23 protein-coding genes are annotated in these 16,183 nt (G+C 40.5%); 18 read left to right on the forward strand and 5 right to left on the reverse strand.

Going from position 1 to position 16,183, the window contains the following annotated elements; genetic code table 11:
• Nucleotides 1-68 precede the first annotated feature (68 nt).
• The 3 genes from ACFSUO_RS06470 to ACFSUO_RS06480 form a co-directional block, all read right to left on the reverse strand.
• Entirely contained in the window at nt 69-434 is a 366-nt protein-coding gene (locus ACFSUO_RS06470; RefSeq protein ID WP_382392276.1) for a YtxH domain-containing protein, read from the reverse strand.
• 116 nt (nt 435-550) lie between these two features.
• Nucleotides 551-1,072 (reverse strand): tryptophan transporter, encoded by a 522-nt coding sequence (locus ACFSUO_RS06475; protein ID WP_382392278.1) that lies wholly within the window; start codon nt 1,070-1,072, stop codon nt 551-553.
• Nucleotides 1,073-1,198: 126 nt separating this feature from the next.
• The gene (locus ACFSUO_RS06480; RefSeq protein WP_382392280.1) at nt 1,199-1,624 is read right to left on the reverse strand and encodes an HIT family protein; all 426 of its coding nucleotides are present in this window, start codon (nt 1,622-1,624) and stop codon (nt 1,199-1,201) included.
• Nucleotides 1,625-1,941: 317 nt separating this feature from the next.
• Between ACFSUO_RS06480 and ACFSUO_RS06485 the strand changes: the two genes are divergently transcribed.
• The 17 genes from ACFSUO_RS06485 (at nt 1,942) to ACFSUO_RS06565 (ending at nt 12,912) form a co-directional block, all read left to right on the forward strand.
• Nucleotides 1,942-2,178, forward strand: a complete 237-nt coding sequence (locus ACFSUO_RS06485; RefSeq protein WP_382392282.1) for a hypothetical protein — start codon at nt 1,942-1,944, stop codon at nt 2,176-2,178.
• A gap of 135 nt (nt 2,179-2,313) precedes the next feature.
• A complete protein-coding gene (locus ACFSUO_RS06490; protein WP_382392284.1) occupies nt 2,314-2,580 on the forward strand; it encodes a hypothetical protein in 267 nt (88 codons plus the stop codon).
• Nucleotides 2,581-2,862 carry a hypothetical protein gene (locus tag ACFSUO_RS06495; protein WP_382392286.1) on the forward strand — a complete coding sequence of 94 codons (282 nt, stop codon included), beginning with the start codon at nt 2,581-2,583 and terminating at the stop codon, nt 2,860-2,862.
• Between the two features lie 199 nt (nt 2,863-3,061).
• Nucleotides 3,062-3,262: a hypothetical protein gene (locus ACFSUO_RS06500; RefSeq protein ID WP_382392288.1), complete on the forward strand. Its 201-nt coding sequence runs from the start codon at nt 3,062-3,064 to the stop codon at nt 3,260-3,262.
• 358 nt (nt 3,263-3,620) lie between these two features.
• Nucleotides 3,621-4,055 (forward strand): GNAT family N-acetyltransferase, encoded by a 435-nt coding sequence (locus tag ACFSUO_RS06505; protein WP_382392290.1) that lies wholly within the window; start codon nt 3,621-3,623, stop codon nt 4,053-4,055.
• Nucleotides 4,056-4,429: 374 nt separating this feature from the next.
• The gene (locus ACFSUO_RS06510; RefSeq protein WP_382392292.1) at nt 4,430-4,603 is read left to right on the forward strand and encodes a hypothetical protein; all 174 of its coding nucleotides are present in this window, start codon (nt 4,430-4,432) and stop codon (nt 4,601-4,603) included.
• Between the two features lie 140 nt (nt 4,604-4,743).
• A complete protein-coding gene (locus tag ACFSUO_RS06515) occupies nt 4,744-4,947 on the forward strand; it encodes a hypothetical protein (RefSeq protein ID WP_382392294.1) in 204 nt (67 codons plus the stop codon).
• Between the two features lie 130 nt (nt 4,948-5,077).
• Nucleotides 5,078-5,419 (forward strand): hypothetical protein, encoded by a 342-nt coding sequence (locus tag ACFSUO_RS06520; protein WP_382392296.1) that lies wholly within the window; start codon nt 5,078-5,080, stop codon nt 5,417-5,419.
• Nucleotides 5,420-5,527: 108 nt separating this feature from the next.
• Nucleotides 5,528-5,812 (forward strand): hypothetical protein, encoded by a 285-nt coding sequence (locus ACFSUO_RS06525; RefSeq protein ID WP_382392298.1) that lies wholly within the window; start codon nt 5,528-5,530, stop codon nt 5,810-5,812.
• 105 nt (nt 5,813-5,917) lie between these two features.
• A complete protein-coding gene (locus ACFSUO_RS06530) occupies nt 5,918-6,373 on the forward strand; it encodes a YrvL family regulatory protein (protein WP_382392300.1) in 456 nt (151 codons plus the stop codon).
• 199 nt (nt 6,374-6,572) lie between these two features.
• Entirely contained in the window at nt 6,573-6,815 is a 243-nt protein-coding gene (locus ACFSUO_RS06535; RefSeq protein WP_382392302.1) for a hypothetical protein, read from the forward strand.
• 1 nt (nt 6,816) lies between these two features.
• A complete protein-coding gene (locus ACFSUO_RS06540) occupies nt 6,817-7,197 on the forward strand; it encodes a retropepsin-like aspartic protease (protein WP_382392304.1) in 381 nt (126 codons plus the stop codon).
• Between the two features lie 670 nt (nt 7,198-7,867).
• On the forward strand, nt 7,868-8,656 hold the full coding sequence (locus tag ACFSUO_RS06545) for an HAD family hydrolase (RefSeq protein ID WP_382392306.1): 789 nt from the start codon (nt 7,868-7,870) through the stop codon (nt 8,654-8,656).
• A 241-nt stretch (nt 8,657-8,897) separates the two neighbouring features.
• On the forward strand, nt 8,898-9,032 hold the full coding sequence (locus ACFSUO_RS06550; RefSeq protein WP_382392308.1) for a hypothetical protein: 135 nt from the start codon (nt 8,898-8,900) through the stop codon (nt 9,030-9,032).
• A 618-nt stretch (nt 9,033-9,650) separates the two neighbouring features.
• Nucleotides 9,651-10,394, forward strand: coding sequence for an ABC transporter ATP-binding protein (locus ACFSUO_RS06555; RefSeq protein ID WP_382392380.1), 744 nt, complete (start codon nt 9,651-9,653; stop codon nt 10,392-10,394).
• Entirely contained in the window at nt 10,387-11,601 is a 1,215-nt protein-coding gene (locus ACFSUO_RS06560) for an ABC transporter permease (RefSeq protein ID WP_382392310.1), read from the forward strand. The genes ACFSUO_RS06555 and ACFSUO_RS06560 overlap by 8 nt, the downstream gene beginning before the upstream one ends.
• 366 nt (nt 11,602-11,967) lie before the next feature.
• Nucleotides 11,968-12,912 carry a tRNA dihydrouridine synthase gene (locus ACFSUO_RS06565; protein WP_382392382.1) on the forward strand — a complete coding sequence of 315 codons (945 nt, stop codon included), beginning with the start codon at nt 11,968-11,970 and terminating at the stop codon, nt 12,910-12,912.
• A 188-nt stretch (nt 12,913-13,100) separates the two neighbouring features.
• Here the strand turns inward: ACFSUO_RS06565 and ACFSUO_RS06570 are convergent, their stop codons facing one another.
• Both ACFSUO_RS06570 and ACFSUO_RS06575 read right to left on the reverse strand, forming a co-directional pair.
• Nucleotides 13,101-14,270: a M20 family metallopeptidase gene (locus ACFSUO_RS06570; RefSeq protein WP_382392384.1), complete on the reverse strand. Its 1,170-nt coding sequence runs from the start codon at nt 14,268-14,270 to the stop codon at nt 13,101-13,103.
• Nucleotides 14,271-14,599: 329 nt separating this feature from the next.
• A complete protein-coding gene (locus ACFSUO_RS06575; protein WP_382392312.1) occupies nt 14,600-15,037 on the reverse strand; it encodes a ferritin-like domain-containing protein in 438 nt (145 codons plus the stop codon).
• Nucleotides 15,038-15,362: 325 nt separating this feature from the next.
• On the opposite strand from ACFSUO_RS06575, the gene ACFSUO_RS06580 reads away from it, so the two are divergent.
• Complete coding sequence (locus ACFSUO_RS06580; RefSeq protein WP_382392314.1) at nt 15,363-16,013, forward strand: phosphatase PAP2 family protein; 651 nt, start codon at nt 15,363-15,365, stop codon at nt 16,011-16,013.
• The last annotated feature ends 170 nt before the right edge of the window (nt 16,014-16,183 follow it).

Genomic DNA, 16,183 nt, shown 5'->3' on the forward strand with positions numbered 1-16,183 from the left:
GTATGCCTTAATAGGGCACGTGCGGTTTGATGAGGGGGTAGCCTTGAGAAAGGTTACCCTACTCTATTCTAGTTGGACTGGTTTTGTACTTTGTCTTCCAGCTCTTTCAGGCTTGATTCGATTTGCATCAGGTATTCCTGGATATTCTCCTGGTGTGGGTCCACCGTTTCTTTCCATGTTTTAACGGAATTTTTCATTTCTTGTGTAAGTTCCCTAACCAGAACAGCTCCCTCTTTGGACGTTTGCGTGATCTGTTCTTTCAAACGAATGCTATCGTTTCTTAGCTTTTCAAAAAGCTCCTTCCATTCCACACTTTGCTCTTTTGCCCGATTACGAAGATCCTTGCCGGATTCAGGTGTGCTCAGCAATGCTGTAGCAGCACCAGCCGCGCCGCCGGCAATAATGCCAAGAATAAACGATTTTCCCTTTGCCATACGTTTACGCTCCCTTCCACATTCTTCTATATTTTTTACCGGTAAAGATGCCTAAAAATCCCCTGACAAAAGAGTGCCAGGGGATTGATGGATGGATAGTGTTGCATGGTGTACATCTAGGCTGCTTTCAGTGGCTGTGACCGTTTTAATACAGATTGGACGATTGGATAAACAACTACCATGAAAGCTGTATTCAAGCACGCCGCCGGCAGTACGATCGTCGCAAACAGCAGTGTGAACGCGCCGTCCATCAGCCCGATGATGTAGAGTGCGACGGTCAGGAAGATGGAACCACTGATCATCGTTCCGGCTGCGGTCAGTACCGGCACATTTATTTTGCTGTTCATATGATCTTTGACTAGCAGCAGCAGCCCAAAAAACAGGATACCGGTAATCGGTTTATCAATCATGTTTGCAATCTGTCCCCCGGGAGTCTGTGTTGTCAATGCTGAAATGAAACCGGCTCCCAGTGATAATACAGCGACATATTTTGCTTTCGGGAAAAGCATGATTCCCAGAAACATCATGGAAAGCAACATGTCAGGTTTCATTCCGTAAAAGAATGGCGGTATAATAAAGTGCAATACAGCCCCAATCCCCAGCAGCATCGATAAAAGCACCAAAACTCTTGTATTCATTTCTAATCTCTCCTCTTCTCAGCTAAGCTAATGTTGGCTTTCCAGCTGTGCACGCTGCCAGCTGCGAAAACATACTATCAGTATAACAAAAAAACCGCAAAAATAAAAGTGGTAATTTTCTAAAATTTACAAAGATGCATTAAGTTCCTGTGCGATATTCTGAAGGTCATCCTGCGTGTAATCATCCGAATGTACTGTCCAGTTTGATGAAAACCCATCATTTTCTCCATAGCGCGGAATCAGGTGAATATGTAGGTGAAATACGGATTGGTCAGCGGGCTTTTCATTGTTGTTCAAAAGATTCATACCGATGGGCTGATAAGTACTTTTGATGGCGTCTGCGATTTTTGGGATGCGCTCAAACAATTTTCCGGCAACTTCCGGTGGTGTTTCGTAAATATTCTTCGTATGTGTTTTCGGTATGACCAGTGTGTGTCCTTTTGTTACTTGGGAGATGTCCAGAAATGCATAAACGGCTTCGTCTTCATACACTTTTGCCGACGGAATTTCGCCGTCGATTATCTTGCAGAAAATACAATCCTCATGAGCCATGCCAAATCACTCCTGTTCCTGTTTTAATCTATTGTATATTGAGAGCAGGGGAGAAGTAAAGCAATCCTAAAGAAAACTTGGCAAGCGCCAAGCCTTTTAGGCGCAGGTACTTAGCTTAGTTGCACTTATAATTAGGACGTTAAAATTTTTACTGTATAGAGTAATCACCTTAGCAAAAATGAGGGTGGAGTCTTCTCGCCTAAAATGATAAAGTTTGATACATTTACATTGACAAACCAAATTGCAACTGTTCCGCAAACGGGCCATTTTATTGCATAAAATTCAAAGTGTATTCCATTTAAGAGAAGGTGTAAAAGATGAAAAAATACGTGGTGTTTATATTAAGTTTCGGTTTGTTATATGTGGTAGGTCAAGTTTTATCAGGTTGGCTTCTGACAGCACTTTATACTCCCGACCTATCTTCAGTGAATGGTAATATTGAACAAGAAGTGGAATTTGGTCGGATTTCAATAATTCCTTTTTTGATAACCCTTTTGGTGGCGACCATAGCCTACTTTTTCTCTCAAAGATTATTTATATCTAGGAACAAATAGTTCACCAATCGGGCGCTTATCGCGAACAAGGTAAGCGTCATTTTTTAGAGAAAAAGGATTGAGTTAGTTCCTGGAATTTGAAATAATTGGTATAAATCAAAGGCAGTATTGTTAAATGTAGTCTGGAGGTTTAAAGTGAGAAACTGGATTTTTCACAGCCTCAACATAATGGTTTTTATTATTGTAGAGGCAATCTGTTTATTTGCTTTTTTAAGTGTTAATTCACTTTTTATTCGTTTTATTATTATAGCTACTGTTGTTTGGTGGGGAATTTTTTATTTTATTCAATTTCGAAAAGAAACATATGCTTGGAGACTTATCTGGTTTTTAATTTCTGTAACCGTTTTGTGGTTTTGGATAGATTACTGGAATTTCGCATCGTTAGGGGGCTGGAAGATTTAAATGAGAAATCGGATTTTTCACATCCTCAACATAGTTATTTTAATAATTATTGTACCGATTAGTCTATTAGCTTGGTTCGGAAATGCAATGAGCCAGGTGTCTTACCCTGGGATAGACTTTGCAATTATGACGACTTATGTGTGGTGGGGTGCTTTTTATTGGATTCAGCTTTCAAGAAAAGAGACCGTATGGCGAGTGGCTTGGTTCCTCATCTCCCTCGGTGTTCTATCGTATTGGATGGCTGGTGGCGGTGCCTCTTTCTGGAATTTGATATTCGAATAAATTAGATGAAAGTCTTTGAAAGTCTTAACATAGCTAATCTAATAAAATGCAATCGTGATAGCAGCCAACAACAGGACTATTCCGTAAAAGGGCGCACTTCTGGAATAAGGATCAGCGCCCGCATTATACATAAGGGCCATTTTGTGGAGCAGTGTATGTTAAAATTGAAATAAATCATCGGTAAAAGGAGTTTTATTTTATGACGACAAAAGAGTTAAATAAAAATAAAATCAGAATAGATATTTCTCGAACTATACTCGCAATACTTCTGTTCTTTGGTATATACACTTTTTTTAATAAGGAACCGGTCGCTGCTAAGTTACTTGCAATGGGAGGTTCTATTGGATTTTTGTTTTTATTAATTATGTCCTTTAGGTCGCTATCAACATCAAATAATTAATCATCTATTTAGTTCCATTAAAGGGTGCTATTACTGAACAAAATTTGTGGTGATTTTGAAAGAAGGGGCGGGACTTTAATTGACATATTTTAAAATCAGTATAGTTCTATTTTTGATTAGCATATGTCTGTTGCTTATTGGGTTATTTGTGGAGAAGATAAATTATGGCTTTATTATTGCGGGTATGATTGTCAATTATATAGGGGTGGCTATGATGATAACTGGTGCTATAAAAAGGTTTAAAAAAGTTAATTAAAGTTGTTCTTCAATCGGGCGCTTTCGCGGAATAATTGCAGGATTTTTGATGGAAAATTGAATGAGAAAATAAGCTGACATACATTTAAAGAGGAGATTAGCAATGGATACTCCAACTATTAAAGAACTTCAATCCCGAGGGGAAATTCTTGAGGCTTTTCCAGTAATAAATCAATTACGTACTCATCTTGATAAAAAAGCCTATCTTGATTTGGTAACGGAAGCCAAGGAAAGGGACATGTACAGACTATTCGCTTTGTATGACCAAGGAGAAATTGTTGCGGTTACAGGGTTTAAACCCATGATCACACTTTATTACGGGCGCTTTGTTTGGGTATGCGATTTGGTCACTGATGAAAATAAACGTTCAAATGGTTATGGTGAAAGCCTGTTATCCTACGTACATGAGTGGGCTAAAGCAAGTGGCTACGAAAGCGTTGCCTTATCATCAGGATTAAAGCGTACCAATGCACACCGATTTTATGAAGAAAAAATGAATTATGACAAAGTGAGCTTTGTATTTAAAAAACCTTTATAAAGCAAACGGGCGCTTATCGCGAATAAGGTAAGTGCCATTTTTTATAGAAAAAAGATTGAGTTAATTCTTGGAATTTGAAATAATTGGTATCAAGTTAAAGGGACAGATTGTTGTATAAATTTTGGTGAGTTTTCACGGTAAGAAAGGCAGAAAGGGTGACATCCAATTTTTCTACTTATAAAGGTGGTCTTGGGAGTTCTAATGTTTATCGCAGGATATAAAACTGCAGAAAAAACAAATAAAAAGAAGTAAATTATTACGGAGGTAACAGTTAATGCAACCGGGCACTGTTCCAGAATAAAGGGTAACGTCCAAATTGCAATTGTAGGGCCAGATTGTGGCACAGGGAATTAACTACTTAGGGGGGGATTGTATTGCAACAAAGAAAATTATTTTGGTTAGGTTTTTTATTGTTTGCTGTAGGTGGCCTATCTTTGGCTGTAATTCAAAATGAATTTAACAGTACTAACATCATATTTTTTATTATTGCTGTGACTGGATTACTTCTTATTAGCGTACCTAAAATTAGGAAAAATAAGGAAACCTAAACAACGGCTCAGACATAGTGGTATTAGTTGAATATCTTAAGCAATCGGGCGCTAATCAGGAATAAATATTAGCGCCTAATCTGGCTATAGGGATCAGATTGCGGTGTCAAATATGGATCATTACGAGGGGAGTGTGAATTATGCAAAGAACAAGAAAAAATACAGTGTTAAAGGCAATCGGACTTTCACTGCTTTTTACGATTATTGCTTTTCTTGTTGTAGATAACCCTAAGCCTAATACAGCAGTTTATTTGCTTGTTGGGTGGATTGTTTCATTTGCAGCAATTTGCATTATATCTTTAATCACCTCAAGAGCACATAAGAAATTTTTGAAAGAGAGTTAAACTGTTCTACAATACCAGCTCATAGCAGAAAAAGACTATTCAATCATCGGGCGCAAATCTGGAATAAAGCTGCGCCTGATATTGCTTTAAAGGGCCATTTTGTGGAACAAGATGCTTTATTGAGAGGGTGTTGAATATTAGTGATTGTATTCCTACTAATGAGCATAATAGATTAAAAAATAAATTACTGATTCGTACTTTTGTTTCTATTCCAATAACCATAAGTTTCACAGTTTATTTATATAGTTCGCTTCTTCAAGGTGAGCTGAGAGGTCTTAATAACCTATTGTATTTAATCGTTGTGACCCTTATTACAGTATCAATAATTTGGATTTTAATGAATACAGCTAACCAAATTAAAAAGGAAAAGCAAAGGGAATTTAAAAAGAAGAATAAAAGCAAAAAACGTATCGCCATTGAGTATGTTTTAATTATTCTATTGCTTATCGTACTCGTTGCTTACGCCTTATAAATATCTGGTGTGTGGTATTAAATAATCGGGCGCATTTCTGGAACAATGAATCTGCGCCCAATATTGAAGAAAAGGGCCATTTAGTTGCATAAGTAAGGGGGAGAATAATTGGATTCAGTATTGAGTTTATTAGGCAACATAGCCACTATGATTTTCTTTTCATTCAAGGATATTACCGAGGAAGAAATTGAAAATAACATTAAATATTTAGAGCAAGAAAAGTGGTTTCAAGCATATTTAAACAATGATAAATATAATAAACTGATTGCTAATAACACCACGATACGTAAGGTGATCGGAAGCATAAATATTAATAAGATGTCAAAACCAAATTATCATAAAAGGCAACAAATTAGGGTTGAAAAAGTAATTAATAAACAAACCGCCAATTAGTGGTTTTAAACTTATTCCAGAATAGGGCGCAAGAACGGAATAAGTCTTACTCCTACCTTTGGTTTAAAGGTAGAGGAACATTTTAATAATTGGAAGGAAAGTTGGATGAGTAAAGAGGATGAATCGTTTCGATATTTGAAACTTCGGCAGAAAATAATTGTTGTATTAGCTCTTACTTTAGTTGTTTCAATTGCAATTGCTATTGTTTTTGGTGGATTCTTTTTTGGACTCACAGGTTTTTTCTCTTTGATTGGTGTGACCTATGAATCCACTGGAACCTTACTTCTATTTGTTCTCTATTGTTTTTTAATAGGTATTATTTTCGAGGTAATCGAAAAGATAGTCTTGGTTTTTATAGTGAAGGCAAATATCCGTCAAAGTGAAAAATTTCTTTGGACAGTATTTGTTAAGTTTGGGTTAACTTGGGTTGTGATTTATACGGTTGATGAATTAATGGGTACGATCACTCTCTCTGGGTTTGCAGAATTTTTGACTGCACTTCTAATAGTCAGTATAGATATGATATTTGATGATGAAAAAAGGAACAACGAAAAGAAATAACAGATTAAAGTAACTGAGTCATTCAATTAAATTAAGATATTTATTCCATAACACCCTAATACCAGCTAATTGCAGAAAAAGACTATTCAATCATCGGGCGCTTTTCTTTAATTAGGATTTGCGTCAATATTTATTATGAAGTTCTATGGTAAATGTCTAAATAGTGATATAATAATGTTAAATGAAAGGGGCGGTAAAATTGAAATGGTCAGAAGTTAGAAATATGTACCCGGATCAATTTGTTAAACTGAAAGTACTATCGTCTCATATTGAAAATTATCGAGAAATCATTGAAGATATGGCTGTTATAAGACCTGTACCGGACGAATCAGCAACAAAAGAACTTTTAAAATCAAAAGATGAAGATTTAGTTTATCACACTTCCCATGAAAATATTGTACTTGAAGTCCGGCAAGATGTAGGGTTGAGGAGATTCTACTAACATGAAAATAAAATACAAACATGGATTGCTACTAGTGGATATGACGCTGAGATATAATGGGAAAAATAAAGTGATCGAAAATTTGGTGGTGGATACAGGGGCTGCTCGAACACTCGTTTCTCAAAATGCAGTAGATGATATTGGTATGCAGGTTGATTCACATGATAAGATTGTCACTTATTATGGAATTGGTGGAAAAGAGTATGCATTTAGAAAAAATGTAGACAGTATCCAAATCAGTGACTATACGATTGAAAGCATCGAAGTCGATTTTAATGATTTTGGATATGAGGATATTAACGGATTGCTTGGATTAGATTTGTTAATGCAAGCTGGATTTACTATAGACTTATTACAGCTTGAAATGAATAGAAAGAGTTGAGGGGGAATCCTAAAGGGGGTTCCTTTTATCTTTATAAGTGATGATTATTACAGATGGTTTAAACTCTTAATTATTAGACTATTCTGCGAACTGGCGCTGTTCTAAAATAAATTTTATAAGCGGACTCTCAGATGATTGGAGTGGAAGGTGGCGACTCCTGCGGGAATAGCATGAGCTGAAGACCCCGCAACGAAGCGTAGCGATGAGGGCTGAAGCCATGCCCGCGGAAAGCGTCCGCCTGGAACGGAAATCAACGGGTTGTACGCTATACCCCTAACGGGCGTAAGATGAATAAGAAGCTTTTGGTGATGTTTAGCGTAAAGGCGAAAACCTTTACGATTGGAAATACAGAAATGCACTATGTTGTCTTTGGAAAAGGAGAAGTACCTCTTTTGATCATACCGAGGTTGTGAGACGGATTACAGGAAATCCTCAAAGGCTTTAGCTTTCATTTATCGATAATATGCTTAAAATACAGGGTGTATTTTTGCAGTCGGAAGACCCACCTGCCAAAGGTTTAGCACCACAATCCGTACGACAAGCATCGACGGTTTATATCATTATCATATCACACTCCTCCCTCAATTCTTCATCAAATCATTACACACAGTTAATGCCCACTTTACATTTAGGTGATATGGTTGATGTGTAATAGGAGGGAGGAAACAAAATGAATATACGTGCATTGTTCATTGATATGGATGGAACATTGCTGACGTCATCAAATGAGATTTCACAACGCAATGCGGAAACGATCAACAGATTGACAAATCAGGGTGTTAAAGTTTTTCTGGCGACAGGGCGTCAATATGAGATCACAGCACCTTACCATAGTCTGCTTGGCTTGAAAGCACCGATGATCTGCCTGAATGGTGCTTCCATTCATGATGGATTCACTGGAAGGGTTGTCCAGATGAATCCGGTTGTGCTGGATGAGGCGCACTTTCATCGTGTAACGAATGAAATCCCGTGCAATATCATTGTGCACACAACTGACGGTTTCTATTGCAACAAGACGTGCAAGGAGGTTGATGAGTGGACCAGGGAAGGCAAGGTTCCGCCAAGGTATATCGGCGACTTGCGGCATGTAGATTACCGGAACGTGCTGAAATGCAGTGTCAGGACAGGCTGCCACGGTTCGCATATGTCACATTTATTTAGTGATGCAGCGGATGTCATTGACTGGAAAGACGGGTTTGAGATAGTTGCCCCCGGTGTTTCTAAATGGGCTGCCATTCAAGTGCTTATTAGAGCGTTTGGCATTAATCCGGAAGAAACAGCAGCCATCGGTGACGGCCCGAACGATATCCAAATGCTGCGTTATGCCGGAATCAGCGCCGCAATGGCGAATGCTGACCAAGAAGTGAAGGCGGCCGCAGATGTTACAACCGGTCATCATGAACAGGATGGTCTGGCTGAATTTATTGAAAGATACCTCGTGCAGTCATTTGTCGTCTGAGGTGTGACTGAACTAAAAAACGATAAACGTGAAGAAACCGTTTAGCAGATGATCATTCCCATATAGGTGGTCCTCTTTGTACAACCTCCAATCATTCTCCCTAAACCGAACCACATCAGTCTAATCGTCATGATTTGAATTCTATATTGCTAATTATCATACCATTTGTATTAGATTCTTTGTTAAGCTAACGAGCACGTTTGTAGTAATAGAGGATTATATAACAAGGGGGGGTAAAGTAATGCCTGATTTTATTTTATTCAACCTTCCCGTCCTAGCATTAACAATAGGTTTATTATCTTATTTTGTAGGTGAGGCAAAGAAAAACATAAAACTAAAAAGTGACAATATTAAAGAATTAACCCGTTTTGATTAATCTTTTTTCAAAACGGGTTCTTTTCATTTACCGTAAAATGGGGGTTTGTTTGTTGTTTTTGATCAAACTTTATTCCAAAGGTACACCTGTGCGTGGAAAGTTCGAGGTTCGGACTATCTCATCTGTTTAGATAGTAAATAAGGTCATCCATAAACATATGATTTCTGACGTTAAAAAAAGAAACAGGCCGGACTCACGGGTGGTGAGCCGGCCTGACTAAGAAGCAAGAGGATGACAACATCTAACGTTGGGGACTTTTGTAATGTTGTTAAACTGCAAGCGCACTTTTAACGTGATTACAAACAACCGCTTTGTCAGTATCCCAATTGCTTGAGACCGTCTGACAAATTGGTTTTACGCATTAGACGGTACGAAAGATCTTGCTTCGCATCACAGACGCTTGGCTTCGATCCTGGAGTGCCAATCACCTAATTGCCGATCGCAAACACCTCATTTGTGTGCATCACGAAATTACATGATTTTGTTCATCCTCTTGGCTTCATTTATAGTCTGAACGGATGGAAGTTAATTTATACACATTTTTTGTCGACGAGTTTGTTTTGGAATGCCCTATGAAACATGGTAAAATTTAAAGAGAGTAAACTGGAGGGAAAAGTTGTGGAACCTTTGCTGCATATCGCCGATTTACACGGTGGATACACACATAAAAACGTGCTGCATGGTATTTCGTTTGACGTTTATCCTGGAGAAATTGTCGGGCTTATTGGTCTGAATGGGGCGGGAAAAAGTACGACTATCAAGCATATTATCGGCTTGATGCAGGCCAGGACTGGAACGGTCGCGGTCAACGGAAAGACCTTTGAGGACAGCCCGAATACATACCGGAATCAGGTGGCTTATATTCCGGAGATGCCTATCCTGTATGATGAATTGACATTGTACGAGCATTTACGGCTGACGGCAATGGCTTACGATATACCGGAATCCACTTTTGAGAAGAGGCTAGATCCATTGCTGAAAGCATTCCGGATGGAAAAACGGCTCAAATGGTTTCCGACGCATTTTTCGAAAGGGATGCGGCAAAAAGTGATGATTATGTGCGCATTTTTGATTGAGCCGCCTTTATATATTGTGGACGAGCCGTTTGTCGGACTAGACCCGCTCGGCATCAAATCCTACCTGGAGTGGATGGATGAGATGAAAGCAAATGGGTCGGGTGTACTGATGTCAACCCATATCCTGGCAACTGCGGAGCGGAATTGTGACCGGTTTGTCATCCTGCATGACGGAAAAATCAGGGCAAACGGCACACTTGCTGAATTAAGGCGGGAGTTTGACATGCCGGATGCCTCATTGGATGACTTGTATGTGGAACTGACAAAGGAAGATAGCCATGTTTGACGCGCATACGTTTTTTAAGCAGCGGTTTGCTGCGCATATGAAGGAGACAAGCCGCTATTTGCGGTACATATTTAATGGGCATATAGCTGTTGCGATGCTATTTTTTATTTCAGCGGCTGCTTATTACTATCAGAGATGGCTCGCAGAACTTCCCGAGCACTTTCCGACAGCGGCAATTATTGGGGGAACGTTTGGTCTGCTTGTCAGCTATAGCCCGGTTCGGACACTTCTGAAAGAGCCGGATCTTGTGTTTCTAATCGCCGCTGAACATAAAATGGGACCATATTTCCGGAACGCGCTGATTTACAGTTTTGTTGTCCAGCTTTATTTATTGCTTTTTGCCGGTGCTGCATTCGGGCCGCTGTATTTCGCTTCCTACCCGGACAGGGCAGGGAATGTTTATTTATGGACGCTGTTTGTCGTGCTTATTTTTAAAGGATGGAACCTGATTGCCAATTGGTGGATGCTGAAAATCAGGGAACCCGGTGTGCGGCAGACAGACCAGGCAGCCCGGTTGCTTTTGAATGTGGCGGTATTTTATTTTGCGGTCCGCGGTGAAATGCTGTGGGCAGGCATAACGACGATTATATTTGCGTTTGTCTTTATTTATGATTGGCGTGTCTCCGGGAAACAGCCGGGAATTGTATGGGATTTGCTGGTTGAAAAAGACCGAAGCCGGATGCAGACGTTTTATCGGATTGCGAATATGTTCACTGATGTTCCGCACCTGAAAAATCAGGTGAAGCGTCGGCACTGGCTGGTTGCACTGATGAAGCGTGTTCCGTTTGACCAAAAACATACATTTGATTATTTGTATCGGATTGCGTTTATCAGAAGTGGCGATTATTTGGGGATGTATGGGAGGCTTCTCGTGATTGGCGGGCTGTTTATTTACTTTATCCCAAATATATGGCTGAAGCTGGTGTTTGCTGTGCTCTTTCTGTACATGAGCAGCTTCCAGATGGTCACGCTTTATCATCATCACCGAACTGTTATGTGGCTGGATTTGTACCCGGTTGGCTTGGATGTGCGGCAGCGGTCGTTAGTCAAATTGCTTTATCAGCTGGCCATGATTCAGACCGTGCTGTATGCGGTGCTATTTGCAAGCATGCAGGAATGGATAGGTTCACTTGTCGTATTGGCTGTTGGAGCCTTGTTCATTTACACGTTTATTCATGGTTTCGTTTATAAGAAAGTTATGGTTTGATTGACAGTTTTTGCATAAAAAACGCTCAGATGGATTCTGACGGGTTCGGTTTTGGAGTACAAAACAGAAAATAGCAGTCCAATTAGGCAATAGAATTGGTCTGCTTATTTTTATTGTAATGATGTGATTTATTGATAAAGTAAATGCAAATTAGCATAGAGTTAATACCCTTTTTTCAAGAGGGCACAACTTATTGTCATCCGCTGAAGCAGCATGTTTTGTTAGATTACATATTAGCTTCGTTTGATAAAAAGTGCTTAACCATGGTATAAGTGTAAAAGAAGCAGAGATATCTTTGCTTTTTATTTTTGTGGTTACATCAGGAGTTGTCCTGACACCCCGATAATGAGAGGATTTGAACAGAATATGACAGATAATTTTTGGCGTGAGTTACCAAGACCGTTTTTTATACTGGCACCAATGGAAGATGTGACAGATGTTGTTTTCCGCCATGTAGTAAGTGCGGCAGCTAGACCTGATGTGTTTTTTACAGAGTTTACAAACACGGAAAGTTATTGTCATCCAGAGGGGCACCAAAGTGTTCGTGGGCGCTTGACTTTTACAGAAGATGAACAACCGATGGTGGCTCATATATGGGGTGATAAACCCGAATATTTTCGGCAAATGAGTATTGGAATGGCGAAAGAAGGTTTTGGCGGTGTGGATATTAATATGGGTTGTCCTGCACCCAATGTGGCCTCAAATGGGAAGGGATGCGGTCTTATCCGTCGCCCAGAAGTTGCAGCAGAGCTAATACAAGCAGCAAAAGCAGGAGGGTTGCCTGTAAGTGTGAAAACAAGGCTTGGTTATACGGATGTAGATGAATGGCACGATTGGCTTACACATTTATTGAAACAAGACATTGTTAATCTTTCTATTCATTTGCGCACAAAAAAAGAAATGAGTAAGGTGGATGCGCATTGGGAATTAATTCCGGAGATTAAAAAACTTCGTGATCATGTGGCACCAGATACACTTTTGACGATTAATGGGGATATTCCTGACCGTCAAACTGGCTTGGATCTCGTTCGCAGGTATGGTGTTGATGGGGTTATGATTGGGCGCGGTATTTTTAAAAATCCATTTGCCTTTGAAAAAGAGCGGAAAGACCATAGCAGTAAAGAATTGCTTGATCTTTTAAGGTTACATCTGGATCTCCATGATAACTATTCAACATTAGAGCCACGTCAATTCAAACCACTTCGTCGCTTTTTTAAGATATATGTCCGTGCGTTTAAAGGGGCGAGTGAACTAAGAAATCGATTGATGGAGACAGAGTCAACAGATGAAGTACGTGCATTGCTTGATTAAACGTTAAATAATCAAAATTTTACAACCGATGCTCTCGCAACACTCGTTGTAACGATTACAGACCAGAAAAAAATAGACCTCCCTGAGTTTAGCAGCTGGGTGAGGTCTATTCCTTGCTCGCGCTTTTTTCCTATAACGCTCAGAGAAAATTTCCGCTCTGAGCGTTATTTTGTTGGCACCAATGACAGTTATTGTTCCTGATACGCCAAGTAGGCAGCTATGAGTGTCTTGGCGGCAATAGGAATCGCCCGTTCATCAATATCAAATTTCGGGTGGTGGTGCGGATAAGGGCTGTCATCTTTTTGCGCACCTGTAAAAAAATAGGCACCCGGCTTTTCTATCGTGTAGTAGGCAAAATCTTCCCCGGCCATAACCGGTTTTATTTCTTCAGCTGTGTGAATTTCTTTTACGTTTTCGGACGCATGAAGTACCAGCTCGGCTTCTTCTGCATTATTTACAAGGGGCGGATAGCCTTTTTCATAGTTGATGGAGTAAGTGGCATCATTCGTGTCGCAAATACCTTTCACAACCTTTTCCATTTCGCTTATTATTTTCTCCTGAACATCGTTTGCAAGGTAGCGAACGGTTCCGACGAGTCTTGCTTTGTCGGCAATGACATTGAATGCATTACCGGCTTCGAATTGACCGATGGAGATGACAGCTGTTTCCAGTGGGTCAAGCCGTCGCGAAACAATTTGTTGCAGTTGGGAGACAACCTGCGATCCAATGGTGATGGCGTCTTTTGTCTCATGTGGATAGCCGCCGTGCCCGCCTTGACCTTGAATGGTAATTTCGAAACGGTCCGGTCCAGCCATGAACGCGCCTTTGGAAGTCTGGAGCACGCCGAGTGGGGTTGTTGCCCACAGATGCGTTCCGAACACGGCATCCGCATTATTAAGCGCACCGGATTCGATAATAGGCTTCGCTCCCCCCGGTGCATATTCTTCTGCATGCTGATGCAGGAAAAGGATGGTCCCCGGCAGTTCGTCCTGAAAGTCCTTCATTGTTTTGGCCAAAGTCAAAAGGGAAGCCGTATGTCCATCGTGCCCACAAGCGTGCATCACACCGTCTACTTTTGATTTATACGGGACATCTTTCTCGTCCTGAATCGGCAATGCGTCAAAATCAGCCCTTAGTGCAATCCTCTTGCCCGGTTTGCCGCCTTTCATCGTGGCAATAACCCCGTTGCCGCCGACATTCTTTTCATAGGGGATGCCTAGTTCCTCGTAGTAATCGGCGATATATTGTGCTGTTTTCGTTTCCTGGAACGATACTTCCGGATACTGGTGCAGGTAACGGCGAATATCAACCATTTCCGGAAATAGCTCATCCAGTTTGTTATGTATCGCGTTAAGCAATGCAATAGCCCCCTCTAAGCCTTTTCCCATCATTATAACATTGATTGCAAAAAGATGGTGCGTAAGAGGACAGAATTATGAAAAAGGACTGCCCGTGATGAGCAGTCCTTTTTCATTAGGAACTTTCGTACAGATTGTTTTTATTTTAGTCCGCAACCCGAATCCACTTCGCTTTCCGCGGGCGAGTGGCAAGCCTCCTCGGGCAGAGCCCTGTGGGGTCTTGCCTATCTCGTACTTCCCGCAGGAGTCTACGTGTATTCGGGCTGCTCAGAGTATCTAGCAGTTTTTTCTCCATTCATAGGCAACAATCTTTTAGAAACAGCCATTCATTAAGAATGTACTCTAGGGTCAGTTAGCAGCCGTTCGATTTCTTCTTTGTGGCCTGTTTCGTCGGCAATCATGTCTTCCAGTTTGACGACAAGTTCGGTGTAGCCCGCTTTTTCTGCTTGCTGTTTGCGTGTTTCGTATCGGCTAATGGTATCTTTTTCTGCTTCCAGGGCTGCTTCCAATAAGTCTTTTACATCGGTTGGCTGTGGGATGTCTGCAGATTTGGTTGTTGGTGTTCCGCCGAGTGATTTGATTTTTTCAGACAAATACAGGGCATGACCCATTTCATCATTTATTTCATTTTCAAAAAAAGGTTTCAATGCAGAGCGGTACAATCCGGATACGACCGATGCGCTATACGTGTACTGAATCGCAGCACCATATTCATGTGCCAAGTCTTCGTTCAATCCATCAATTAGGTTTTGTATGTTTTGATCCATATCTTACCCCAACCTTTCTTTATAGAGGTTGTTCAAAAAGTCCGGTAAAAATGACGCATCGAATTTCTTCGTTGGCTTGCTTTTCCGTCGCTCATGTATTAATTTGCATACACTCCGCTACTCAAAGCTTCACCGCCTTGAAATTCTCGGTCCTTTTTATCCTCCTTTTTGAACACGCATTTATAATGCGAGCATATAAATATATTTCCACATAATATTTTTTTCAAACATGAAATAAGGTATGATGTGGACAAAGAGTGGAAATTATTATATTTCCGTTTATGAACATGAAAAAGATGCAGGAGCGCGGCAGGAGGATGTATCATTGTCAAAGAGATCATCGAGTAATGTGACTGTTATTTTCGTTACCATTGTACTGCTAACAACGGGCATTTGGATTGTTCGCATCATCAGTGGACAGCAACTGTATATGGATCAGCTGACACGTGCCTATGTGGAGGAATTAGCAGGGACCAATACATACACCATTTTTCGCTGGATTACCGAATTGGGTTCCGGCACTTTTCTGATACCGTTTGTCGTTATTATGTCAATGGTGTTATGGCGGCTGTTTCGTGACTGGCTTCCAGCGGTTGTTTTTGGGCTTGGCACGTTGTCATCCTATGGGCTGAATATCCTGATTAAACAGCTTGTTGAGCGGGAGCGGCCGAGTATTTTCATTGCGGCTAATGCGGAAGGGTACAGTTTTCCATCGGGACATGCGATGATCCCAATGGTCTGTTACGGTTTTCTTGCCTATCTCCTCGGTAAAAAAATCCATTCAGGCAAACAGGCTGTTGTGCTTCAGTCTGTTTTGGCACTCCTAATTTTTTTGATCGGCATCAGCCGCTATGTGATTAATGTGCATTATTTGACAGATGTATTCGCTGGGTTCATTTTTGGATTTATTTTCCTCATGACATTGATTCATGTTTATGAATGGCTGTGTACAAAGAGGAATGGATCTTCGACTTGAGATGGAGGCTGAAACGATAAACTAATTAATTGAATCTGAAAGAAGGATTCTAGTATAATACAAACGTATATAATTAGGGGGCGTGCCGACATGGGAGATACGAAACCGAATGAGACATTCATGATGATTATTTGGACGCTGTCACTGATTGGCATGCTAGGCAGCCTGTT

Source organism: Lentibacillus juripiscarius (assembly GCF_042685205.1).
In the GTDB taxonomy this organism is placed as follows: Bacteria; Bacillota; Bacilli; order Bacillales; family Amphibacillaceae; genus Lentibacillus; species Lentibacillus juripiscarius.

Coding starts and splice junctions, on each gene's coding strand:
- ACFSUO_RS06470 (WP_382392276.1), bottom strand. CDS start 434: ATGGCAAAGGGAAAATCGTTTATTCTTGGCATTATTGCCGGCGGCGCG.
- ACFSUO_RS06475 (WP_382392278.1), bottom strand. CDS start 1,072: ATGAATACAAGAGTTTTGGTGCTTTTATCGATGCTGCTGGGGATTGGG.
- ACFSUO_RS06480 (WP_382392280.1), bottom strand. CDS start 1,624: ATGGCTCATGAGGATTGTATTTTCTGCAAGATAATCGACGGCGAAATT.
- ACFSUO_RS06485 (WP_382392282.1), top strand. CDS start 1,942: ATGAAAAAATACGTGGTGTTTATATTAAGTTTCGGTTTGTTATATGTG.
- ACFSUO_RS06495 (WP_382392286.1), top strand. CDS start 2,581: ATGAGAAATCGGATTTTTCACATCCTCAACATAGTTATTTTAATAATT.
- ACFSUO_RS06500 (WP_382392288.1), top strand. CDS start 3,062: ATGACGACAAAAGAGTTAAATAAAAATAAAATCAGAATAGATATTTCT.
- ACFSUO_RS06505 (WP_382392290.1), top strand. CDS start 3,621: ATGGATACTCCAACTATTAAAGAACTTCAATCCCGAGGGGAAATTCTT.
- ACFSUO_RS06515 (WP_382392294.1), top strand. CDS start 4,744: ATGCAAAGAACAAGAAAAAATACAGTGTTAAAGGCAATCGGACTTTCA.
- ACFSUO_RS06530 (WP_382392300.1), top strand. CDS start 5,918: ATGAGTAAAGAGGATGAATCGTTTCGATATTTGAAACTTCGGCAGAAA.
- ACFSUO_RS06540 (WP_382392304.1), top strand. CDS start 6,817: ATGAAAATAAAATACAAACATGGATTGCTACTAGTGGATATGACGCTG.
- ACFSUO_RS06545 (WP_382392306.1), top strand. CDS start 7,868: ATGAATATACGTGCATTGTTCATTGATATGGATGGAACATTGCTGACG.
- ACFSUO_RS06550 (WP_382392308.1), top strand. CDS start 8,898: ATGCCTGATTTTATTTTATTCAACCTTCCCGTCCTAGCATTAACAATA.
- ACFSUO_RS06560 (WP_382392310.1), top strand. CDS start 10,387: ATGTTTGACGCGCATACGTTTTTTAAGCAGCGGTTTGCTGCGCATATG.
- ACFSUO_RS06565 (WP_382392382.1), top strand. CDS start 11,968: ATGACAGATAATTTTTGGCGTGAGTTACCAAGACCGTTTTTTATACTG.
- ACFSUO_RS06575 (WP_382392312.1), bottom strand. CDS start 15,037: ATGGATCAAAACATACAAAACCTAATTGATGGATTGAACGAAGACTTG.